This is a genomic window from Arcticibacterium sp., from assembly GCF_055134445.1.
Genome location: NZ_JBSRVI010000101.1, coordinates 80,532 through 103,441, shown reverse-complemented (window position 1 = coordinate 103,441; position 22,910 = coordinate 80,532). Strand labels below are relative to the sequence as shown.

The 22,910-nt window shown below is 37.4% G+C and carries 17 protein-coding genes; 7 read left to right on the top strand and 10 right to left on the bottom strand.

The genetic code is table 11. The features are described 5' to 3' along the window. The first annotated feature begins 24 nt into the window (after positions 1 to 24). Positions 25 to 405, top strand: coding sequence for a thiol-disulfide oxidoreductase DCC family protein (locus ACTBZY_RS13585; RefSeq protein ID WP_463046880.1), 381 nt, complete (start codon positions 25 to 27; stop codon positions 403 to 405). Between the two features lie 6 nt (positions 406 to 411). On the opposite strand, the gene ACTBZY_RS13580 is transcribed toward ACTBZY_RS13585, so the two are convergent. From ACTBZY_RS13580 to ACTBZY_RS13550, 7 genes are all read right to left on the bottom strand, one after another. Then, positions 412 to 1,149, bottom strand: a complete 738-nt coding sequence (locus tag ACTBZY_RS13580) for a LytR/AlgR family response regulator transcription factor (protein ID WP_463046879.1) — start codon at positions 1,147 to 1,149, stop codon at positions 412 to 414. A 1-nt stretch (position 1,150) separates the two neighbouring features. Beyond that, positions 1,151 to 2,185 carry a sensor histidine kinase gene (locus ACTBZY_RS13575; RefSeq protein WP_463046878.1) on the bottom strand — a complete coding sequence of 345 codons (1,035 nt, stop codon included), beginning with the start codon at positions 2,183 to 2,185 and terminating at the stop codon, positions 1,151 to 1,153. 626 nt (positions 2,186 to 2,811) lie between these two features. Further along, on the bottom strand, positions 2,812 to 3,771 hold the full coding sequence (gene ftsY / locus ACTBZY_RS13570) for a signal recognition particle-docking protein FtsY (protein ID WP_463046881.1): 960 nt from the start codon (positions 3,769 to 3,771) through the stop codon (positions 2,812 to 2,814). Between the two features lie 73 nt (positions 3,772 to 3,844). Continuing rightward, entirely contained in the window at positions 3,845 to 4,252 is a 408-nt protein-coding gene (locus ACTBZY_RS13565; protein ID WP_463046877.1) for an acyl-CoA thioesterase, read from the bottom strand. 65 nt (positions 4,253 to 4,317) lie between these two features. Continuing rightward, positions 4,318 to 4,473 (bottom strand): DUF4295 domain-containing protein, encoded by a 156-nt coding sequence (locus ACTBZY_RS13560; protein ID WP_463046876.1) that lies wholly within the window; start codon positions 4,471 to 4,473, stop codon positions 4,318 to 4,320. A 22-nt stretch (positions 4,474 to 4,495) separates the two neighbouring features. Continuing rightward, complete coding sequence (gene rpmG / locus ACTBZY_RS13555) at positions 4,496 to 4,678, bottom strand: 50S ribosomal protein L33 (protein WP_463046875.1); 183 nt, start codon at positions 4,676 to 4,678, stop codon at positions 4,496 to 4,498. 171 nt (positions 4,679 to 4,849) lie between these two features. Beyond that, the gene (locus tag ACTBZY_RS13550; protein WP_463046874.1) at positions 4,850 to 5,206 is read right to left on the bottom strand and encodes a DUF3127 domain-containing protein; all 357 of its coding nucleotides are present in this window, start codon (positions 5,204 to 5,206) and stop codon (positions 4,850 to 4,852) included. 81 nt (positions 5,207 to 5,287) lie between these two features. Between ACTBZY_RS13550 and ACTBZY_RS13545 the strand changes: the two genes are divergently transcribed. The 4 genes from ACTBZY_RS13545 (at position 5,288) to ACTBZY_RS13530 (ending at position 15,935) form a co-directional block, all read left to right on the top strand. Further along, positions 5,288 to 6,352 (top strand): hypothetical protein, encoded by a 1,065-nt coding sequence (locus ACTBZY_RS13545; RefSeq protein ID WP_463046873.1) that lies wholly within the window; start codon positions 5,288 to 5,290, stop codon positions 6,350 to 6,352. A gap of 5 nt (positions 6,353 to 6,357) precedes the next feature. Further along, complete coding sequence (locus ACTBZY_RS13540; RefSeq protein WP_463046872.1) at positions 6,358 to 6,600, top strand: VF530 family protein; 243 nt, start codon at positions 6,358 to 6,360, stop codon at positions 6,598 to 6,600. 92 nt (positions 6,601 to 6,692) lie between these two features. Continuing rightward, positions 6,693 to 9,524: an excinuclease ABC subunit UvrA gene (uvrA, locus tag ACTBZY_RS13535; RefSeq protein WP_463046871.1), complete on the top strand. Its 2,832-nt coding sequence runs from the start codon at positions 6,693 to 6,695 to the stop codon at positions 9,522 to 9,524. Positions 9,525 to 9,857: 333 nt separating this feature from the next. Further along, complete coding sequence (locus ACTBZY_RS13530) at positions 9,858 to 15,935, top strand: DUF7933 domain-containing protein (protein ID WP_463046870.1); 6,078 nt, start codon at positions 9,858 to 9,860, stop codon at positions 15,933 to 15,935. Here ACTBZY_RS13530 and ACTBZY_RS13525 read toward each other — a convergent pair. After that, on the bottom strand, positions 15,932 to 16,408 hold the full coding sequence (locus ACTBZY_RS13525) for a hypothetical protein (RefSeq protein ID WP_463046869.1): 477 nt from the start codon (positions 16,406 to 16,408) through the stop codon (positions 15,932 to 15,934). The genes ACTBZY_RS13530 and ACTBZY_RS13525 overlap by 4 nt on opposite strands. A 58-nt stretch (positions 16,409 to 16,466) precedes the next feature. Between ACTBZY_RS13525 and ACTBZY_RS13520 the strand changes: the two genes are divergently transcribed. Both ACTBZY_RS13520 and ACTBZY_RS13515 read left to right on the top strand, forming a co-directional pair. Next, on the top strand, positions 16,467 to 18,065 hold the full coding sequence (locus ACTBZY_RS13520; protein WP_463046868.1) for a tail fiber domain-containing protein: 1,599 nt from the start codon (positions 16,467 to 16,469) through the stop codon (positions 18,063 to 18,065). Positions 18,066 to 18,069: 4 nt separating this feature from the next. Then, a complete protein-coding gene (locus ACTBZY_RS13515) occupies positions 18,070 to 18,450 on the top strand; it encodes a hypothetical protein (RefSeq protein ID WP_463046867.1) in 381 nt (126 codons plus the stop codon). On the opposite strand, the gene ACTBZY_RS13510 is transcribed toward ACTBZY_RS13515, so the two are convergent. Continuing rightward, positions 18,440 to 21,655: a VCBS repeat-containing protein gene (locus tag ACTBZY_RS13510; protein ID WP_463046866.1), complete on the bottom strand. Its 3,216-nt coding sequence runs from the start codon at positions 21,653 to 21,655 to the stop codon at positions 18,440 to 18,442. The genes ACTBZY_RS13515 and ACTBZY_RS13510 overlap by 11 nt on opposite strands. Before the next feature lie 29 nt (positions 21,656 to 21,684). Next, entirely contained in the window at positions 21,685 to 22,896 is a 1,212-nt protein-coding gene (locus tag ACTBZY_RS13505) for an AGE family epimerase/isomerase (RefSeq protein WP_463046865.1), read from the bottom strand. Positions 22,897 to 22,910 lie beyond the last annotated feature (14 nt).

Sequence of the window (22,910 nt, the reverse complement as noted above, 5' to 3'; positions counted from 1 at the left end):
TTACCTTTCGAGAAGTTATTCTAAATGAGTGTGGTTCTATTTGATGGAGTGTGTAACTTATGCAATGGGTTCGTCAATTTTATTATAGATCAGGATAAAAAAGGAGATATTAAGTTCGCTTCTCTTCAGTCTAACTATGCAAAAAATCTTTTAGATTCGGAGGCGAAAGAGCTTGAGTCTGTAATATTTTTCGATGGGAAGGATTTTTTTAGAAAATCTGAAGCAGTATTCCAAATAGCAAAACAGCTACCCAATTTTAAGTGGGTAGCTGTTTTTTGTTTTTTACCACTCTTTTTGAGAGATGGTATTTATGATTTTATAGCTAGAAATAGATATAGGATTTTCGGAAAGAGTTTGTCTTGTCGTATTCCTACTCCAGAACTACAATCACGATTCTTGGGCTGATCCAGCCTAAGACTTTTGATAATTTATAGCACTCATTAAATCCTCCATATTACTATCGCTTACAGGAATGTCAAACTTGTCTATCGAAATTCTATGGTTTCTAATACTCTGAATTTTATCAAGATTAACGATATAAGATTTTTGAACCCTCATAAAATTACCGGGAAGCCTTTCTTCAATACCTTTTAAGGTAGACTTTGTAAGGATGGGCCTCGTCTGAGAAGTGATGAAGATTTTGATATAATCCTTTAGACCTTCTATATGAGTGATTTCGTCAAATATTATTTTAACTAAAGAATATTCTACGTTAACAAAGAAAGAAGCAGGTTCGGCTGGAATAGAAACACCACTTGGTAATTGACTAGGAGACTTATCTTTTTTAAATAGATCAAGGGCCTTATGAGCGGCTTTTGAGAATCTATCGAAGCTTACAGGTTTCATAAGGTAATCTACGACATCAAGGTTGTAGCTTTCCACCGCATAATTATCATAAGCGGTAACCAATATAACCATAGGCTTGTCTTTTAAACTAGCCAAAAATTTTGTTCCTAGCATTCCTGGCATTTGTATATCCAAGAACATGAGATCTATTTTGTTTTCTTGTAGGGCTTCCATGGCTTCATAAGGGTTTTTACAAACCTTTACTAAGTTCAAAAATGGAACTTGCTCAATGTTTTCTTGCAGCAGTTTTCTGGCAAGGTTTTCATCATCAACCGCGATACAGTTCAATTTTGTTACTGACATATTATTGCTTTATCTCTCGTTTTAAATTCAATTTTAATCTCACTGTAAACTTATTGCCATCATCCACAATGTCTAGATGATGTTTCTCAGGATATAATAACTCTAATCTTCTTCTAACATTCTTTAGACCAATACCAGAGCTAAAGTCTTTCTGATCTGTATCTTCCGGACCAATTAGATTCATTACTTCAAATGTAAGATCTGTTTGATCATAACTCAAATTTATATTAATTATTGGCTGAGTTACCATTCCCACACCATGTTTAAAAGCATTTTCTACAAATGGAATAAGGAGCATTGGCTCAATGGTGAGGCTACTGTCATTTCCAGATATGTGAACGCTTATATCTACATCTTCTCCATATCTGATCTTTTGAAGGTCTATGTAGTTTTTTAAATATTCCAATTCTTTACTAACAGGCACTTGTTTAGTATCTGTTTCATAAAGCATGTATCTAATGAGTTGTGATAGTTGGATGGTGACCGTTTCTGCTAAATCCGATCGAGAACGAATTAAATAGACTATGCTGTTTAATACATTAAAAATAAAGTGTGGGCTAATTTGAGATCTTAAGAAGGATAGTTCTGACCGTAGCCTTTCCTGACTTTCTTCAACTCTCAGGTTCTCTTGTTCCATATATGCCGTTACAAGGCCGTAGCCAGTACCTAAGGCTGCCACAAAAATTACGGGAAAAAATATGAAGAAGGTATAAGTATTTCTGTAGTCGGGGTTAACCCATACTTTAATATAACTTTCTGATAATATATATATTAAACAAATAGATGTTAAAATGATTAGATAAGTGGTGACACCTTTCTTTTTAAATACCTTCGGAATGAGATAGAAAACGATAAGGTAGAATAGAGGAATTTCTACTAACCTTACGATAAAAAGCATTTTTAAGAAAATAACAGCGGCAGGATTGTCATAATCTGCATTAATCAGCGGATATCCTATCCAGATTCCCCACATAAATACTTGGAAAAGTATTTTGTAAAGGCTGTCGTTATTTTTTGATTGTAGGTTCAGGTTCATATCTAACTCATAAACAAAAGGCTAAGAAATTATAAAACCAAGTTATTTTGATAATCGTATTTATTTCGAAGATATATGCTAGAATATTGTCGTAAAGTTATAAAATCGACAAATATGAGTTTTTTATCATCAAAAGGGTCCTATGCAACGATTGAAAACATCTTGCATACGTATATGGTATATATTTGGGCGATTTATAGAGAATAGCACATGAATACTAAAATTTGTATAACATTAAGAGGCAAGGTCTTGTCAACAGGCTGTGCTTAAAAATGTTATTTCTTCTTAAACCTCTTGCAAGAGAGTGTGAGTGTCGTTTTAGTAGTAATGTGAAATTCTGCTCAATTTTATGTGTTTGTATTGTGAATCAAAGTGATTTTATGGACAGTCCTAAAGTGGTTTATGCCAATTTCTAAATGGAGGTATTGAACTATTATTGCTGATAGATCATTTAATAATTAGGGTGTTTTGTGCTTTATAGTTGAATTAGTCACCAAGTAGGTGTTTTAAGATATACTGAGTTTGCTTTTTGGTAAACTTAGAGAAGAGCAAAAATAAAAGGGGTTTTATTTTTAGAGGGGGTTGCTTCACAGTAGCTCCCTTTTTTATTGTAATAAAACGGTTATCTAAGATTTGCTAAATAAGGAATCTACAAACTCGGTTTTGTTAAAAACTTGTAGGTCCTCCATTTTTTCACCAACACCAATATATTTTACTGGAATCTTAAACTCATCAGATATGCCAATCACAACCCCACCTTTTGCGGTTCCATCTAACTTAGTAATGGCTAATGAATTAATTTCGGTAACCTTGGTGAATTCTCTTGCCTGAATAATGGCGTTTTGTCCGGTACTGCCGTCCAGAACCAGCATGATTTCATGAGGAGCTTCTGGCAATACTTTTTGCATCACCCGTTTTATCTTTCCAAGCTCTTTCATCAGGTTTACCTTGGTGTGAAGCCTTCCTGCCGTGTCTATTATGATAACGTCGGCACCTTGCTCCATTCCTATTTTCACGGCGTCATAGGCTACAGAAGAGGGGTCTGTGTTCATGCCATGATCAATAACAGAAACACCTACACGCTCACCCCATAGTTTAAGTTGATCTACGGCTGCGGCTCGGAACGTATCTGCAGCACCCAGTACTACTTTCTTTCCATTTTTCTGAAAATTATAGGCTAGCTTACCAATGGTTGTGGTTTTACCAACACCATTTACACCTACCACCATAAGGATATAAGGTTTGGGTAGATTGTCGGTTTCAAAGCTATTCTGAACATCTTGGGAGTTGTTCTCTTCTAAAAGAGCGGCTGTTTCTTCTCTGAGGATTTTATCTAATTCATTAACCGAGGTATACTTGTCCTCAGATACTCTTTTTTCAATCCTCTTGATGATTTTTATAGTGGTGTCTAAACCTACATCTGAAGAAATTAAAATCTCTTCTAGCTCGTCTAAAACTTCTTCGTCAACGGTAGATTTACCAACAACGGCCCTGCTGATTTTGTCAAAAATGCCCGATTTAGACTTTTCTAATCCTTTGTCTAAAGTTTCTTTCTTCTCCTTATTAAAAAAGCTAAAAATACCCATGTAGGTTAATAATGGTTTAAGTGGCAAAGAGGTCTAATTACAAATGTATAAGCTTTTGTTCTTTAGATTTTCCTTATAACACAGAAGATATGAAAAAAGATTCGGTTACGTATAATGGAACTCTAGTTGGTTTCATTTTTATAGCATCTAGAGCAATCCATAAAGTGGATGCTTTTACCAAGATTTCTTCACCTCTTTTAATGATGTAGTGTCTTTCTGAAGTAATTTGAGTGAAATTTTGAACCCAAGTTTCCACAATAAGTTCGTCGTTTTCATAAGCGGATTTGAAATATTCTATCTCATGTTTTCTTACCACCCATCTTATGGCGTCGGATATTTCTTTGGGAGCCTTAGCGTACCAATGACTTATAGCAGCCTCCTGTAGATATTTGAAATAAACCACATTATTAACATGCTCAAGCTCGTCAAGATCTTCAGGTTTAACTTTTATGGCGTGCTGATATATTATTGGGGTAGACATAGGTTAAATGAGAAAAGCCCTTTCCAATTATGGAAGGGCTCTTATAAAATCTTTTTTTTAAGCTATTACGCTTTCAAAAATTCAGTTACTTGTTCTGCAGGAACCATTTCTTCTTTGAAAGTGTAGGCTCCGGTTTTTGGAGATCTTACAGCTTTCACCACCTTTGCAAAACTTCTAAGCTTAGATTTATCTTGCAGCGTTGCAACTACTTTCTTTGCCATGATTTTTCTATTTTAAATGGTGTTATTTAATTTCTTTATGAACTGTATATTTTCTCATTACTGGATTGTATTTTTTCAATTCCAATCTAGTAGTAGTATTCTTACGGTTTTTAGTGGTAATGTATCTCGACATTCCCGCTAGGCCAGATTCTTTGTGTTCTGTACACTGTAAAATCACCTGAACTCTATTTCCTTTTTTAGCCATCGCTTTATCTGATTAAAAATATCTTGCCCTCAAACAGGGCTGCAAAGATAACTATATTTTCTACTTGGACAAATTAACTTTAAAAATATTCTGTAGAATTATTAGACATTCTACAGACATCTTATCTCTAGCCCATTGTAGTAATAGCTTATACAGCGTTAAATTTATTTTTTAAAATGGAAGGTCATCTTCTCCTTCTAAAGCTGCAGGTATTTCTGCTGGAGCTGTAGCTGTTTTAGGAACAGAGGTTGGTGCCGCTGAAGTTTGCTGTCCTTCTAGTCTCCAGGCTTTTATGTCTGTGTACCATCTTCCGTTATACTCTCTACTTTCTATTTCAATAGAAGCGGTAACCGTGGCTCCCATTTTAATCAGGTTTTCATCAATTTTGTCTCCCCACATCGATAAACAAACCTTTTTAGGGTATGTTCCTTCCGTTTCAATTACAAAATCTTGTTTTTTCCAAGTACCATTTTTTCCTTCACCTGACTGTAAAGGTAAAACTTGAATAATATTTCCGCTAATTTCCATTTCGAATTAATAGTATAGATTTTTAACTAATTTCGATGCAAATCTAAAAAAATACCAATCTAAAACCGAATCATTCTTTAAGTGCTTTCTGAATTAGTCCATCAAATAGCCGACTTACAGCTCCATGGTAATGAAAAATTTCCGGATGGTCTTTTTGTGTCCTACAGGTTAAATAGTTGTTGGTTTTACCAAAGATTAGATTCAAATATCTTTGCCTCAAGCTCTGTGGCTTTCATTTTGAGATGTATCAAAGAAGATGTTTCAAAGGAGTATCAGAGTGTCATAGAAGGGGTTTTGGAAGGCATAAAGGTTAACTATCCATTATACCAAAATAAGGAGGGTTTAAAGACTTTTAATTTTTGGCAGACCAAACCCACGAATCATTTTCCCAATGGATATTTGATGAAAAGGTTCAAGCATTTCAAATTACCCGATGATATTGACGATACGGCTTTGGTTTATTTAACCAGTGATTATAAAACGGAAGAAGTTTTATGGCTGAAGGAAAAGTTGAAAAAGCATACTCCAGCTCACTTGGTTTATAATACTTGGTTTGGTGTTAATATGCCGGCAGAAAAGGATGTTTGTGCTCTGTGTAATCTTATGTATCTGCTTTTTGAGTCAAAAACTGATTTTAATGAATATGATTTTGCGACGCTAAACTATCTAAATCAAGTTATAATTTCTAAAGAATTTTTGAGTGAAACTTTTTGGGTTTCTAGACATTATGGTACGCTTCCGTTAATTGTTTATCATTATGGACGACTACTTGGCAGATTTGAGATTGATGAATTGAAGGAGGCTAAAGAAAAACTGCGAGACCTCATTCCTGTTTTTTTTGAGAAAGAGACTGGTTGGCTAAACAAAGTTTTGCTGCAAACATCTTTCCTTAAATTATATGGAAACGAGGGAGAACAGGGGATTTTAAAATGGAACCCCTTTGAAGGAAATTGGAAGAACAAACTTAAATCGGAACAGTTTTACGCTTTCATAGGGGCACCATTTGCTCCTTTGTCCACTAGTTTATGGAAAGGTATAGCTTCCAAAGCATTTTTTCAGATTGGCTGGAAATGCGAGGCTCATGAATTGGCTTTAGTATTAGAAAACGTAATTTTGAGGCAGAAATATTTCGAGACGAAATCTTAAGGGTTATGGAAAATAAAGAATTGGAATCACAGCCGAACAATCCGCTACATGGCGTAAGGCTGGATTTTATGTTGGATACGCTGCTAGATGAATTTGGCTGGAGTGGTTTAGGCAGAATTATTAAGATCAATTGTTTTAATATAAACCCTACCGTTAAATCGTCTTTGAAGTTTTTAAGAAAGACAGACTGGGCCAGAAAGAAAGTGGAAGACCTTTATTTGGAGGTTACGGCGAGAAGAAATGACTGATTGATTAATATTTTAGCTTTTTAAAACATGGCTAAGCGGTTTGTTTTCAATTTGGTTACCTTTGCGAATTATCAGAACCCAAACTATATTTCGTGGCATTATCAGATGTAGCATTAACAGGACATGAGCAAATAGAAGTTTTTGGAGCTCGTGAACACAATCTTAAAAATATTGACGTCACTATTCCTAGGAATAAACTCGTTACAATTACTGGAATTAGTGGCTCTGGCAAGTCGTCATTAGCCTTTGATACCATCTATGCAGAAGGGCAGAGAAGGTATATGGAGAGCTTTTCGGCTTATGCCAGAAGCTTTATTGGAGATATGGAACGTCCGGATGTTGACAAAATCAACGGCCTTTCTCCCGTAATCAGTATTGAGCAAAAAACAACCTCAAAGAATCCACGCTCTACCGTGGGTACGACTACTGAGATATACGATTTTCTTCGTCTTTTGTACGCCCGTGCCGGAATTGCATATAGTTATGTAACCGGCAAGCCTATGATCAAGCAGTCGCAAGATCAGATTGTTGAGAAGATTTTGGGTGAATATTCGGGTCAAAAATTGAATCTTTTGGCTCCTGTGGTTAAAGGTAGAAAAGGACATTATCGTGAGCTTTTTGTTCAGATAAGAAAAATGGGCTACTCCAAGGTCAGAATTGATGGAGAAGTACAGGATCTTACACCCAAGATGCAGGTAGATAGATATAAGATTCACGACATAGAAATAGTAGTAGACAGGATTGTTCCGAAAATAGAAGATAGATATAGGATAAGCCAATCTGTTGGAACGGCTTTAAAAGTAGGGAAGGGCAGTATGCTACTGCTAAACGAGGAGGGTGATGTTCAATATTTGTCTCAAAACCTGATGGATCCAGAAGCTGGTATCAGTTATGAGCAGCCGTCTCCTAATTCGTTTTCTTTTAACTCTCCTTATGGTTCGTGCCCTACATGTAATGGCATGGGAGAGGTGCAAGAAATTACAGAAGAATCTATTATTCCAAATAGGTCACTAAGTATAAGTAGAGGAGGAATTGTAGCTCTTGGAGAATATAGGGAACTATGGATTTTTAAGCAAATTTCTGTCATTTTAAAGAAATACAAAGCCAATATAAGTACGCCGATTGAAAAAATTCCTGAGGAAGCTATGCAGGTGATTCTTTATGGAAGCGAAGATCCTGTGGCGGTACCTTCTAAAAAATATCCAGGAGAAGACTGGAATACGAATTTTGAAGGAATCATTAATTTCTTGAAAAGACAACAGGAATCTGATAATGATAAGATAGGGGATTGGTTAAAAGATTTTATGTTAATCAAGACCTGTCCAGATTGTGAAGGGGCAAGATTGAAAATAGAATCAAGACACTTTAGAATCCACGATAAAAATATTTCAGAACTATCCTCAATGGACGTATCTGATTTGGCCGCCTGGTTTGAAAATATAGAAGAGAAGCTAACAGATAAACAGAATCTTATAGCCGTAGAGATTTTAAAGGAAATTAGAAAGAGAATTGGTTTTTTGAACGGTATTGGTCTTGACTATTTGACTTTAAACCGCCCTATTAGGTCGCTTTCTGGTGGAGAAGCTCAGAGAATTAGATTGGCTACACAAATAGGTACCCAGTTGGTAGGTGTTTTATATATCATGGATGAGCCTAGTATAGGTTTGCATCAGCGTGATAACGTAAAACTAATAACTGCACTCAAAGATTTAAGGGACTTAGGAAACACGGTGCTTATAGTGGAGCATGATAAGGATATGATGCTGGAGTCGGATTATATCATAGATGTGGGGCCTGGAGCAGGAAGGCATGGAGGTAGAATAGTGGGTAGTGGAGTGCCAGAGGAGTTCTTGAAAAATGGAAGTAAAACCGCGGAATACCTGAGTGGAAGAATAAATATTGAGATACCTAAGGAAAGAAGAGAAGGAAACGGAGATACATTAATTCTAAAAGGAGCGGTAGGTAATAACCTTAAAAATGTAGACCTGAAAATTCCTTTAGGTAAGATGGTGTGTGTAACGGGTGTGAGTGGAAGTGGAAAGTCATCATTAATTCATGACACGTTGTTTCCTGTTTTGAATAAGCATTTTTTTAGAGCAAAACGGGAGCCTTTAGAGCATAAAAAGGTAACGGGTTTAGAGTATCTGGATAAAGTGATAGAGGTAGACCAGTCTCCTATTGGGAGAACACCAAGGAGTAATCCGGCCACATACACTGGTATGTTTACAGATATTCGTTCCCTATTTTCAGATTTACCAGAATCTAAAATTAGGGGCTATAAACCAGGGCGTTTTTCTTTCAATGTAAAAGGTGGAAGATGCGAAACTTGTCAAGGTGGAGGAATGAAGAAGATTGAGATGGATTTCTTACCTGATGTGCATGTGGAATGCGAAACGTGTAAAGGCAAAAGGTTTAACAGAGAGACTTTGGAGGTTCGTTTTAAGGGAAAATCCATATCTGATGTGTTAGATATGACCGTGGAAGAGGCCTTAATGTTTTTTGAGAAACAGCCACGTATAAATAGAAAGGTTCAAACACTTTTTGATGTGGGTTTGGGATACATTACGCTTGGCCAGCACGCCACGACACTTTCTGGGGGAGAAGCTCAGCGAGTAAAACTTTCTGAAGAACTTTCTAAAAGGGATACTGGAAAAACGATATACATTCTTGATGAACCAACCACGGGATTACATTTTCAGGATATTCAGAAACTGTTAGATGTACTTCAGAAGCTGGCAGATAAAGGAAATACAGTTCTTATTATAGAGCATAATATGGATGTTATAAAAGTGGCTGACCATGTGATCGATGTAGGGCCTGAGGGTGGTACCCGAGGCGGATATATTATAGCAGAAGGCACGCCTGAAAAGGTAGCTAGAGTAAAGGGAAGCCATACGGGTTTTTATCTGGCTAAGGAGTTTTGAATGAACTTTAAGTAATAGAGCTCTTTGGGATAGTACTATTATTGTATTTTTTTGTAAAATTTTATTGAATGGTAATCTTGCTTGTATTTCTTTTCAGGAATTTTTAGGGTAGTATATATAAGGTCCTATTTATTAGGGTAGTAGGTTTGGTTGCGTAAAGCAGTATTGTTTTCAGGTATAGGGGTATTTCCATAAAAAAATGGTAAAAGCTCGTTATGAGTTATAGCAGGGATACCTCCATTTTGTTTTATTGTGCTAAATATTTGTAGCTTTATCCATAGCCGTTTAACGATAAAGCAGTTGTTCCAAACATCTATTTAGCCTGTAATTACAATGAAAAGAACCCTTACCCTCACGCTTGTCATTTTGTTTTTTGTCAAATTCTCTTTATTTGCCCAATATTCACCAGTTCCACCAAGTTTCAGTACCAACTTTTCTCCTACCCCAGTTGGGCCTAGCTCAAGTTCGCTATTAACCTATACTATTAATAATAGTGAAGGTGGGGCAGTAACGGATATCGCCTTTACAAATACGCTTCCTGCTGGGGTAACCATTGCAAGTCCTTCAGGTTTGATTTTTAATGAAACTGATGGTACTGTAACCGCACCTGACGGTGATGACTTCATCAGCTTTACAGGAGGGAAACTAGGAGCAGGAGCTACCATGACTATTCAGCTTTATGTAACTGCTGGTACTTCTGGGACTCATACTAATGTAACGGACGACCTCACTTCCAGTGCTGGAAATAGTGGAACTGCATCGGATGATTTGGTGGTAAATGCTAGTAACACGGGTCTTTCTACTGCTTTTAGTGATGCTTCAATTTTTGTTGGACAGAAGTCAACCTTAACATTCACTTTTGATAATAGTCAGAACGCTAGCAGTGCAGGTAATGGCAGCTTTTCTACAAATTTACCCGATTATCTTGTGTGGGCTAGCCCTCTAAACATAACAAACTCTTGTTATGTTCACCCAGCATTATCACAGCAAGTAACTGCAAGTTCAGGAGAACGAAGTTTGTCTGCTTTCTTTCAGTCTTCTTTTTTTAATGTGCCTGCAGAATCTACTTGTACCATTTCTATCGATGTGGAAGCCGTAGGTTTAGGGAATGAACCATTGGTTAGTACTTTATCTGGAGATAATATGAATGGTCTTGGAATTTCACTATTAAACGTAATTACAAATACAGCTAGTGGTGTTCGTTTTGAGAAAAAATTTGAAGATAAGGCAGTTCCTCCAGGAGGATCAACTGCCATAATGTATACGATATATAATCTGGATAGGAGTAACTCGCTGACTGGTATTTCCTTTACGGATGATCTAGGAAGTCTGATTCCGGGTTTCGAGGCTTCTACTACTCCAATTAGTAACATCTGCGGTTTAGGTTCTAACTTAAGTGGAACTGGAGTGATTTCTTTCACCGGAGGAAATATACCCCCAGAAGGGAGTTGTACTTTTTCTGTACCTGTTTTTGTTCCTTCCAGTGCTCCTTCAGAAACTTATAACAGTGAGACCTCAAATATTTCAGGGACAAGGGGAGGGAGTCCAGTTGTTGGTCCCAAAGCCAAAGCAACTTTGGGTGTTTATGGAATTCCTCAATTAACTAAAGAGATTTTAAATAAACCCGTGGCAATTGGAGGAACGGTGACGATAAGGTATACTTTGACAAACACAGATTTAACACATCCAATTTCTAGTATTACATTTCGGGATAATATTAACAACTTAGGAGGAATTGTTTATTTCCCCCCTGCCAGTGATATTTGTGGTTCTGGCTCGAATGTGGCAAAGGTATCCATTAGTTCTGCAACTGCTCCAGCTTTTGATGGTCTTCTATTCAGTGGAGGAACTTTAGCGGCAGGTGGGACATGTTTTTTTGATGTTTCAATAGACTTACCCACCTCCGTGTTAGGTGGAGATTATTATGGTGAAATAACAAAGTTTACAGGTGAGTCTAATGGTTTTGCTTTGTCTGGAAAGTCCATCGATGATACCTTAAAAGTAAGCCCTGTCCCACAACTGTATAAATCGATTTCGGGTTCTGGATTACCAGGGGACACACTGACATTAGCATATTTGTTTACTTTAGATCAAGCGGCTACAGAAACTTTCAGTAACCTTTCATTTTCTGATGATTTTTCTAGCCTTAACGCTGTAAGTTTTCAGGTGACAGAAACGCCAGCGGATGGTTTTTGTTCCGGTGCTTCGACAGCAGGTTTATTTACAGATGTGTTATCTGTGAATGGTATTTCTTTGTCTCCAGGTGATACTTGTCAGTTTATTGTTAAGATTAAAATACCAAACAGTGCTCCATTAGGAACCTACACGAGTGAAACAACTGCCCCAACGAATGGAAGTTTTACAGGATCCACGGCCAAGGCAAGCTTTAAGGTGATTGGCTTTGTCATAAAAAAAGAATATAGCCAGCCAGCCTTTGTAGGGGATAGTTTGAGTATGATTTATTCATTCATTAATCCAAATAGTTCATTTGATGTGAGTATGTTTTCGAATATAGATCTTAAGGATGATTTAGATTCGGAGTTATCGGGCTTACTATATGATCATGGAAATTTGGCTGGTTTCTGTGGTTCGTCTTCTAGTTTAACAGGTTCTGGGCTGTTAAGCTTTAAAGAAATTAGTCTTAATCCTGGAGACACTTGCAAACTGGTATTAAAAGTTAGCATACCGCCGGGTACAGTCTTACAAGAGTATCAGACTGAATTGACGCCACCTTCCTTCTTTTATCAAGATGGTACTACTTTCAACGGTAATTCGAGCAATATCAAACTTGTTAATGGCTCTTTTGATGTTATAGATGCTATTGAATTCAGTAAAACCTTTTTGAGCGGTGCTATTCCTAAGGATACCGTTTTATTGCAATTTAAAATTAAAAATTTTCACCCTACAGCAACCCTTTCAAATATAGCTTTTTCGGATAATTTAAGTGCTATGTATTCAGGCTTTACTACGGTAGAACTACCCCAAAATAATGTGGTGGGTGCTGGTTCTGTATTGTCAACAGAAGCCGGTGGAGATTCCGTAATTACTTTAAGCGGAGGTTCTTTAGCTGCAGGAGCAGAAATTACCTTTAATGTTAAAGTAAAAGTACCTGAGGATATTTATTCGGGCACTTTTAATAATATCACTAGCGAGATTAACTTTGATTTAAATTCGAATAGTCTAACGCATAAAGCCGCTTCAGCAAACTTGGTGGTTAATAACGACAGAAGACCTACTTTTTCAAAAAGCTTTGCTCAGGATACTATTCTTACTGGCCAAATCACGACACTGACCTTTAAAGTCGATAATTCCAATAATGCTGATGCCGTTGGCTCTATTAGCTTTTCCGATAATTTGCCTGAAGGAATGTTTATTGCTAATACACCTAATATTGTAAATTCCTGTGGTGTGGGTACGGTAACCGGAGTAGCGGGTTCGGCCTCGTTTTCTGTGAGTGGAGGGTCTGTACCGAGTGCATCTATTTGTACCTTTTCTGTAGATGTTAAGGTCTCAAAATCTAAGATGAATGTTAATACTTCGCAGGTTCTGACATCAAACGCTGGAACTAGTGGGGTCGCAAAGGATAGTATTTATGTAAGGATGCCTCAGCCAAGTTCTTTTACGGTAAATACGCTTTCACATCAAGTTATTTCACTTAATGTAAGCCCTAATACTAATAATTCAGATTCTATCTTAGTAGCCTTTTCTACAGACGGTGTTTTCGGTGTACCTTCTGGTTTTTTGAATACTGGAGCTTCTATAAGTGGAGGAGGTGAAGTTCTGTTTAAAGGCTTAGCCGCAAACTTGCCAAATCACACAGGTTTAAATCAATCTACAGTTTATTATTACAAAGTTTGGTCTTTAGGTTACCATTTGTATTCAAACATAGGATTGACAGGTCATGATACAACCTGCGTTAACCCGACTCAGGCTTTTGACGTTGTTCCATCGGCATCCGTAGTATGTGTTGGAACCAACCCTAAGCTGTCGGTGACACCGGTTTTAGAAAATGTGACCTATAAATGGCAGATGAAATCTCCTGGAGGAACATTTGCAGATATAGCCACCTCTTCCCTGTATTCCAAAGTGGATTCATCAACCTTATTACTTAGTTCGGTTTCTTTAAATGAGCATAATAAGATTTACAGATGTCTTATTTCAAGTAAATGTGATAAAGACACTACCAATGAATTTGAATTAAATGTTTACAGTAATCCAGTGATTACATTAAACCCGAAAGATTCAAGTAACTGTGCAGGCAGTGATTTTAAATTTTACGTTGCGGCATCTGGGCCGAATTTGACTTATCAATGGCAAAAAAGAGTAGGTTCAGCGGCCTTTGTTGATATTGCCTCTGCAGTGGATGATACTTTGACATTAAATGCGACTTCTTTTTCTGATGACAGCACTTTTTATAGATGTGTGATAACAGGAACTTGTGGTGTTTCTATTTCTGACACCGCACTTTTAAGAGCACCTTTGACACCTGTTTTAACGGCAGGCACCTTGGTCAATCCAAGTACCTGTTCGGGAGTTGATGGTTCTATTCCATTTACCAGTACGAATCTACCAAACGGTACTTACTCCTTAAGTTTCACAAGTACAGGGTCGGCTAGTCCAAAGAATGTAACCGTTAGTGCCAATAGCTTTACTTTGGGAGGTCTGTCAGCAGGAGCCTATAGTAATTTCTCTGTAACGTATTTAAATTGTACGGGAACAGATGCGAGTTCAAAGACATTGACCGATCCACCAAAACCAACGATAGCAGCAGGCACAGCAGTCAATCCAAGTACCTGTGCGGGTGTTGATGGTTCTATTCCATTTACCAGTACGAATCTACCAAATGGTACTTACTCCTTGAGTTTCACAAGTACAGGGACGGCTAGTCCAAAGAGTGTGACCGTTAGTGCCAATAGCTTTACATTGGGAGGTCTGGCAGCAGGAGCATACAGTAATTTCTCTGTAACAAATTTGAATTGTACAGGAACAGATGCGACTTCAAAAACATTGACCGATCCACCAAAACCGACGATAGCAGCTGGTACAGCAGTAAATCCAAGTACCTGTGCGGGTGTTGATGGTTCTATTCCATTTACCAGTACGAATCTTCCAAATGGTACTTACTCTTTGAGTTTCACAAGTACAGGGACGGCTAGTCCGAAGAGTGTGACCGTTAGTGCCAATAGCTTTACTTTGGGAGGTTTGACGTCGGGTTCCTATAGTAACTTCTCTATATCCTATTTAGGTTGTTCTGCCCTCAGTAATGCTGTGATTTCGATAAGTGATCCCACTTATAGTGCATCGGCGTCAAATTTAGGGCCATATGAAGAAGGTGATTTGGTTCAATTATTTGCTTCCAATGGTGTTTCTTTCGAATGGACTGGGCCTATTGGATTTCATAGTTCCTTACAGAATCCAAGTATTCCAGATGCTAAGGCAGTGAACGCTGGGACTTATTCTGTGACCGTAATGGGAGAAAATGGTTGTTCCATCCAGTTAGCTACGGTGGTTGGTATATCCTGTAGCACACCAAGCATGTCTTATTATTTAGCTTACGGAGGAGCCATTCCTGAGCTTATAACGCCACTGCGGGCAGGTATGCAAGTGCAGCAATCCTCCAGACCCATGACCGTTATTGCGTATAGCACATGTACTTCACCAAAAATAGAATCTGTCAAATTCCAACTCTCTGGTACAAGTAATCTGCAGTATTATATTGACAATGATATGCCATTCAATTTGCATGAATTAGGGAATGTCTCTAATGGAGATGTTTTACCCAACAATAGATATACGTTTATTTCTAGAGGGTATTCCGAGGATGATGCTGGAGGGCAAGTTTTAGTTGGGCCTGATGAAGTTCAATTTGATATTATTCCTCCATTGCCTAGCTCTGGAACTCCAAGGGTAGTGACCAAGCCTACTTATTCAATTTCTGAAATCTGTATTGGCACTAGTTTTAATGTAAATACTTCATCAACAGGTGCGTTTATGGTGGGTAACTTATATCAAGTTTACCTTTCTGATGCCAATGGTCATTTCTCTTCGCGTACACTAATTGGGAGTTCCACAAATCCAAGCCAGATAAGCTGTACCATTCCTAATTATATGAAAGGAGGCTCAGGATATAAGTTAATGGTAGTTTCTACGGCACCGGTAGTGTCCTCCATGATTTCGACCCAGCCATTAAGGATTATTTCTGCGGATTTAGTGCTAGCCTCACCTATAGATGATGTGGCTGGTGGGGTAGTGAGTTATAGTGCCATAAATAACATTAAAGCTACCAACAAAATTAATGGTAGCGGAAACCTTACCCTTAATTCGGGTAAGAAAATAGTATTAGAACCAGGTTTTAAAGCAGAGGCTGGCTCTGTATTTAAAGCAGAAATGAAGTCGGTATGCCAGAACTAAATAACATGGAGTTCAATGTTTCCTTTAAGTTCTTTGTCGCTTTTTTTGTCCCAAAGTTTAAAAAGGAAATGATAGGTTTCGCCTTTTATCACGGGTTTACCCATTCGGATATTAAATTTTAGATTTTCGGCATCAGAAGCAGAGACACCAGTAACATCATATTTTTTAAAATAATCTTCAATATAGTAAATGACATTATTATCCTTATCTACCAATGAATTCTCTCCGCCGATAAAAACTTGGCCATTTTTACCAGGTGAGAAGTCGTCCACTCCAAGAATCTCAATGGTGAGTTCGTTGCCAAAGTCTATATTTTTACTTAACTTAACTGCTTGGTTATCATATACTTTGATGGCAGTTGGATTTAGACCCGTTTTTTTTACATACAATCCAATCTGTTCATTGGCAATGTCTGAATTGCAGGAAACAAGAAAAAGAGCTATAGGTATAAGGCTTGCTATTTTTGAAAACATTTTTTGAATTTTGATAAATTAAATACGAATAATAATTTTAACATAAAACACAGATGACATGAAAGCAAGAATAAAAATTCTTTTCTCACTGCTCTTTGCTAGCTTCTTTATGCAGGCTCAAATTAGCAAAAAAAGAGATGATGTAGAGCTCAAACAGATAAATAGTATGGTAACGGAAGCTAAATCCGTTACAGATCAAGTCATTCTTGATGATTTAATAGTGGATGGAAGTGCCTGTGTAGGTCAGGATTGTGTAAACGGAGAAAGTTTTGGTTTTGATACCATCAGAATAAAAGAGAATAATTTAAGAATTAGGGCTCAAGATACCAGTACTTCCGCAAGCTTCCCTACCAATGATTGGCAGATCACGTTTAATGATTCCAGTAATGGAGGAGCTAATAAATTTGCTATTGATGACATTGATCATGGTAGAACGCCATTTACAATAGAAGCAGGGGCTAGGTCAAATTCTCTTTATGTGGATGATGGTGGCAGGGTCGGTTTTGGTACAAATAATCCAGTAGTTGAAATACATAGTAAGGATGGCGATACACCTACCTTAAGGTTGGAACAAGATGGCTCTTCTGGCTTTACTCCTCAAACTTGGGATATGGCAGGAAATGAAACTAACTTTTTTATTCGTGACGTTAGTAGTGGGAGTAAGTTACCTTTTAGGATTAGACCTAATGCACCTACCAGTAGTATTGATATTCATTCTACTGGTGTGGGAATTGGGACATCAAGCCCAAGCGGCTTGTTAGATGTGAATAAAAGGTTAGTAGTTAATGCTGATTCAAGTGTAGGTATCGCTACATCAACACCCTCAGCAAGGTTAGAAATAAAAGGAAATCCGACTGGAGGCACTAATTTGAGGGCAAGTGGAAAGAAAGCTCAATTGATTGTTGATTACAATGAGTTAGGTTATAATTATTATGATGCGGCTTTTCATAATTTCCGAAATTTTGCAGGTACATCTTTTTTAAGTATTAATTCATCTGGAAATGTAGGAATTGGAATTCCTAACGCTAGCAATAAACTTGAAGTTAACGGAAACACTAGAATTGTAGGGAACCTTGTTGTTACAGGAACAGTAACAGCTACAGCAGGTGGTGTAAACTCTGAAGGGGATGGCTCAGGTAAAGTTCTTGGTTCAGAAGAAAGTCCATTTCCCGCATTGTATGTCAGCGGAAATAGCAATTTCGATGATGTGAGTTATTTTAGTAAAGATATTTATGTAAAAGGATCTGTAATGCCTGGCTCTATTTATGGCCCTTCTGATGCTAGAATTAAGAATGATATAAACCCACTATCGGATGCTACATCCGTAGTGATGAACCTATATCCAAAAACATTCTTTTATAAGAAAGAATTTACGGAAGAGTTGGGTTTACCTGAAACTAAGCAGTTTGGACTTATTGCTCAAGAAGTAGAGAGGTTCCTTCCGAATCTTGTAAAGGAATTTGAGACTAAGTCTGGTAATAAATTTAAAAGTGTTAACTATAATGCCTTAATTCCGGTTCTTGTTCAAGCCCTTAAAGAGCAGAAGGTAAGGATAGATGAATTAGAAAATCAAGTGTCGAACTATGCTTCTCTAGAGAATAGATTAAATGCTTTAGAGGCACAGTTGAATTCGAAAAACAAAAACGCAAAACGTTAATATCATGAAATATATTTTTACAATAATTTTTTGCTTGGCGGGAATGGTTTCTTTTGCTCAGCAAGCTACAGATGAAAACGGACGCCCCGTGGGTAGTAAACCTGCTTTGGTGGTATCATCGGAAGAATCAGATATCTATTTAAGAAAGGGTACAGCAAAGACCACTTCTTCTGGTATTACAGTGGAATACTCTTTGCCTTTTGGCAAATCTGGTGGTAAATTGGTTTTGTTTCATCCTAAAAAGGATGAGGAGCTGAAAACCATAACGCTAACAGGTAACCACGGAAGCGTGGTGGTAGACACCAAGGAACTAGGTTTTGAAGGGTTTAACGCTGGTCTATATTTAAGTGATGGCACTTTTGTTAAGAGCCAGTCTATTTATTAAGCGTAAAAGTTTTTAAGTTATCATTATTAATAGCAGCCCATATTTGGCTGCTATTTTTTGTTTTAAGGAATAATAGTTTGGATACGGAACCCTTCATCCAAAGTCCAGAAAGAGTGTTTGGCACAAATTTAAAACTACCATTACCTTGATTTAAGAGAAGGCAGCTTTTACTGCCTTCTGTATAACCGGAATTGATGGGCTCTGACTCAAAATCATTTCCTGCAAGCAAGACATCCGTTTTCTCATCCCCATTCGCGTCCATGGTTAAAATAGACTTGACAGTAACTAATTGAGCTTCCATTGGTAGTTCTAGTATTTCTATTTCTTTTCCTTTTTTATTCCAGATGATAACACTTTGCATGAAATCGGCAGAAAGTTTTGGTGTATTTGAAGAAAGAGCCTCTGTTTTGAAGATGGCGTAGGCCTTGTAATCTGGGAAGAGGGTTCTTAAGTAGGGGTATTCCCTAATTAACTCATCTCGTGCAGGTATCATTTTCTTTTCCCTATTTTGAAAGTAGGTCTGTATTTTCTCCTTTTTACCAGACTGGCTTAAGTCAATCTCGTGAAATTCTAATGGTTTTTTTTTGTCGAATGGATAGCGGAAGTTGACGCCCTTATTGCCTAAGATTAAATCAGAGAAACCGTCGTTGTCTAAATCAGTTACATTTATACTGTTCCATAAACCTTTGTGGTTTCCAAGAAGGTTGCTTTTTACCAGTTTGCCCTTTTGATTCAAGAATAGCGTGGGAGCCATGTATTCTCCAACTATCACTAAATCTTCCCAGCCATCTTTATTGAAATCAATGGCTTTAGCATCTAAAACTAGACCCAAATAACCGAGGTCAATTTTCTGAAAACCGGAATTGTGGGATTTGAGGATATATGAATTTCCTGTTTCTGGAAAATCTCCTGGAAGGACTCCTGCTGCTCTGAAAATATCTTTCTGGCCATCATTGTTAAGGTCAATCAAGCAAGCAACAGATGCGGGGAAATTTTCCTTTGGAAGGTGGTCAAAAGATTCTTTCCAACTTTTCCCTTCATGGTTTAAATAAAGATGGTCTTGATAATTTGCTGAGTTGAGAGGAAATTCATTGCTGCCGCTAGCGGTATATAAGTCTAAATATCCGTCATGATTGACGTCTATGAAAAGAGCAGATGCGTCCTCCCACGTTTGTGTAATTTTTAAGGACGTTTTAGAAAAACCACCATCTGAATTTTGAAAAAAGAAGTAGGATGGTGTCTCGGTATTTCCACCAATAAATACATCATCCCATTTATCATTATTAATATCTCCAGAGATTAATACAGGACCATTTTGAGAATATTTTTTTAATAATAAATTCTCTCTATAAAAATCAATAAACCTAGATTCTGTATGCTTGTAGTCAAACGGTTTTTCAGTAAAAAGAGTAGGGGTGATTTTTTGTCCAATTTTGAAGGGACTGGCTTTAGTAATATCGGCGGTGATGGTTTGGTTTGCCTCCATATCTTTAAAAAGCTGACTTTGTCCGTCGGCCCAAAATATCCTTAATGAATCTAATTTTTCGTTTTTACCTAGCCCAATGTTTATAGGCGTAAGCATAGCAGAAAGGTATCCCCTCGTAATAGCATTCGTATATGTTTGGCAAGTACCACCGGCAAAAGCTTTAATTCTAGTTCCCTGATTAAGAATAGCTTGATTTCCTTTTATGATTTGGACAGTTATAAAATTGTTCTTAGACTCATTTCTGAAAATATGGGCAGCTTCATTGATATTATTGACTACATAATCGAGATCTCCATCATTGTCCAAATCAGCGAAGATGGCTCCGTTTGAAAAACCCTCCGTTTGGGTAATCCATTGGTCTGAAGAGTTAGAGAACTTGAATTTTTCTTCATTTTTGAAAAACACATTTTTTCTTTTAAGTTTTGGTGAATTCAAGGCGTTAGAATTCATGAAATCCCTCATTTCTTGCTGAGATTCCGTTTTTTGAGCAAAGCTCATGTTATAAGAAATGTTGTCCGAATTGGTCACATCTCTGAGATATCCATTAGAAATATAGAGGTCTTTAAGTCCGTCATTATCGAAATCTAGAATCAAAGGAGCCCAAGACCAATCTGTCGCGTGAATATCGCTGTATTGACCAATTTCATTAAAATAGGTATTGCCATTGGCATCATTTCCGGCGTTTTGAAATAACATATTTCGTGTGAACTCCTTCTGGTAGCCTAAGGTCTGTTCCGTTTCAAAAACATGATAAGAGGTCATCAGCATTTTCTTTTGCTGTTCGTTATCTGGCGGCAGCATATCTACAGTAACCATATCTAGCAAGCCATCGTTATTGATATCTGCTATGTCGTTTCCCATAGAGAACCGACTTTGGTAGGGTAAAAAGTCAGCGGCCATATTAGTGAAAGTGCCGTCTTGGTTATTGATGTATAAAATATCATTAGGAAGGAAATCGCTGGATGCCAAGATATCTTCCCACCCGTCATTATTAATATCTGCTATGGCTAAACCCAAACCATGATTATTGGCGTTAATGCCACTTTCAAGCCCTACTTCTTGATAATGGCCGGTGCCATCATTTTTGTAAAGTTTATCTAAAGCATAATTCCCATATTGGTCTATTTTTCGAAGAAGGTTTGGATTGCGGATGAGGTTAGAGGTGGTCAAAACATAGAGATCCAAATCTCCATCTTTATCATAATCGAAAAAAGCCGATTGGGTTGAAAGTGAAGTATCAGCAATTCCCCGCTCTTCCGCTTCTTCTTTGAATGTTAGGTTCCCTTGGTTTACAAACAGCTGGTTTTTAAGGTAATCACCAGATTCATTTCCCGCTTTGCAAACGTATAAATCTAGCAAACCATCATTATTGATATCTGTGATGGTTACTCCCGTAGACCAGCCCTTTTGGATAATTCCTGCCTGCTCCGTAATGTCTTCAAAAACAAAATTGCCTTTGTTTAAATAAAGTTTGTCGTTAACCTGATTTCCGGTAAAATAAAGGTCAATAAGTCCGTCATTATTAATGTCGAATGCCGCAATGCCGCCACCGTTATAGAGGTTATGATAATCATAAACATTATACTTTTCATTTTCAACAATATTATTAGAAAAGTAAATATTACTGTGCTCAGAACTAACTTGTAAAAAGAGTTTACTGTCTTTCTTTGAACAGGAAAATAGGAATAAGGAGAAGAAGAAAGATAGAATTATTTTCAATGACTTAGGCGTAACTGGCATAATCAAATTTACGCAATCCGCTTGTAAATCTCCATACATGCACGGGCATTATGGTAGGGGGCTTTCCATGGGTTGCCTTTGGAGCCGTTTGTTACTTCATGTTTGGCGTTAACGCCGCCATACCATTCGCCGTTTACATGGTCAATAAGGTAATCGTTAATAAAAGTCCAGCAGTTCTCCGATTTCTCTAGGTAATTCACTTTACCACTCATTTGGTAAGCATTATAAAAGCCAACCATGGCTTCTGCCATTACCCACCAGTCTCGCGAAAAGTTACCGTGACCCGTTTCTGGGTCAATTTCGTAAATCATGCCATGGTCTCCTTGGATTCCGTCTGCGGAATCTCTCGCCATAGGAAGACAAACTTCTTTACATCTTTCTACAAAGTGTTCGTCGCCTAAGATTTCGGCGGCTTCTAAAATGAGCCAACTGGCTTCAATGTCGTGCCCATAAGAAATGATTTTAGATTGAGGTGTCCAATCCTCTGAAAAGAACAAGGTCATTCTAGTATTTCCTTCACCAATGATTTTATCCAGCATTACTTCTAAACAATGCTTTAAATGAAAATGAACCTTCTCTGATTGGTCAACACGGTACAGATTTGCGAAGCATTCTAATAAATGGAGGTGTGTGTTCATGGATTTTCTAGAAGGACCTTTGGATAGTATATAGTCGTCTGTTTCAGACCAATCTTCATTATAAGCTTCTATATAACCTCCTTTTTTAGCATCGTATGAGTGCTCAATAATAGCAGCAAAGCACTTTTGTGCCATTTCTAAAGCAAGTTTATATCCCGTGGCTCTGTAGTATTCGCTCATACCATACACATAAAAGCTATGACCATACATCAGTTTTTTACCTTCCTCTTTCTTTCCTTGGGCATTTACAGTCCAGAAAACACCACCATTTTTAGAGTCCCAGAAGTAGTCCTTCAGGCTATCAAAAGCTCTTTGTGAAAGTTTTTCATAACTGGGTATCAAATGACTGTAATGTAACAGACTTGGTGTGTTTTTTATAAAATGAACGGCGGTGCTAAAACCCCAAAGTATTCGGGCGGTAGCCACCACAGATTTCTGAGTTTCTTTAGGTTGATTGTTGGCGTCTATAGTTCCGTAAAATCCTCCATTTTTTAGGTCTGGAGAATGCTTTGCCCAGAAATCAAGAATGCTGAAAAATTCTTCTTTTACTTCTGTTTTAAAAGATTGTTTTGATAATGCCATTTATTTTAGGGTTG

What these genes read in the sequence shown, in the direction of transcription:
- ACTBZY_RS13575 (WP_463046878.1), bottom strand. Translation starts at nt 2,185, where the DNA reads ATGAACCTGAACCTACAATCAAAAAATAACGACAGCCTTTACAAAATA.
- ACTBZY_RS13515 (WP_463046867.1), top strand. Translation starts at nt 18,070, where the DNA reads ATGAAATATATTTTTACAATAATTTTTTGCTTGGCGGGAATGGTTTCT.
- ACTBZY_RS13550 (WP_463046874.1), bottom strand. Translation starts at nt 5,206, where the DNA reads ATGGAAATTAGCGGAAATATTATTCAAGTTTTACCTTTACAGTCAGGT.
- ACTBZY_RS13520 (WP_463046868.1), top strand. Translation starts at nt 16,467, where the DNA reads ATGAAAGCAAGAATAAAAATTCTTTTCTCACTGCTCTTTGCTAGCTTC.
- ACTBZY_RS13580 (WP_463046879.1), bottom strand. Translation starts at nt 1,149, where the DNA reads ATGTCAGTAACAAAATTGAACTGTATCGCGGTTGATGATGAAAACCTT.
- ftsY (WP_463046881.1), bottom strand. Translation starts at nt 3,771, where the DNA reads ATGGGTATTTTTAGCTTTTTTAATAAGGAGAAGAAAGAAACTTTAGAC.
- ACTBZY_RS13540 (WP_463046872.1), top strand. Translation starts at nt 6,358, where the DNA reads ATGGAAAATAAAGAATTGGAATCACAGCCGAACAATCCGCTACATGGC.
- ACTBZY_RS13585 (WP_463046880.1), top strand. Translation starts at nt 25, where the DNA reads ATGAGTGTGGTTCTATTTGATGGAGTGTGTAACTTATGCAATGGGTTC.
- ACTBZY_RS13530 (WP_463046870.1), top strand. Translation starts at nt 9,858, where the DNA reads ATGAAAAGAACCCTTACCCTCACGCTTGTCATTTTGTTTTTTGTCAAA.
- ACTBZY_RS13525 (WP_463046869.1), bottom strand. Translation starts at nt 16,408, where the DNA reads ATGTTTTCAAAAATAGCAAGCCTTATACCTATAGCTCTTTTTCTTGTT.
- ACTBZY_RS13560 (WP_463046876.1), bottom strand. Translation starts at nt 4,473, where the DNA reads ATGGCAAAGAAAGTAGTTGCAACGCTGCAAGATAAATCTAAGCTTAGA.
- rpmG (WP_463046875.1), bottom strand. Translation starts at nt 4,678, where the DNA reads ATGGCTAAAAAAGGAAATAGAGTTCAGGTGATTTTACAGTGTACAGAA.
- ACTBZY_RS13505 (WP_463046865.1), bottom strand. Translation starts at nt 22,896, where the DNA reads ATGGCATTATCAAAACAATCTTTTAAAACAGAAGTAAAAGAAGAATTT.
- ACTBZY_RS13565 (WP_463046877.1), bottom strand. Translation starts at nt 4,252, where the DNA reads ATGTCTACCCCAATAATATATCAGCACGCCATAAAAGTTAAACCTGAA.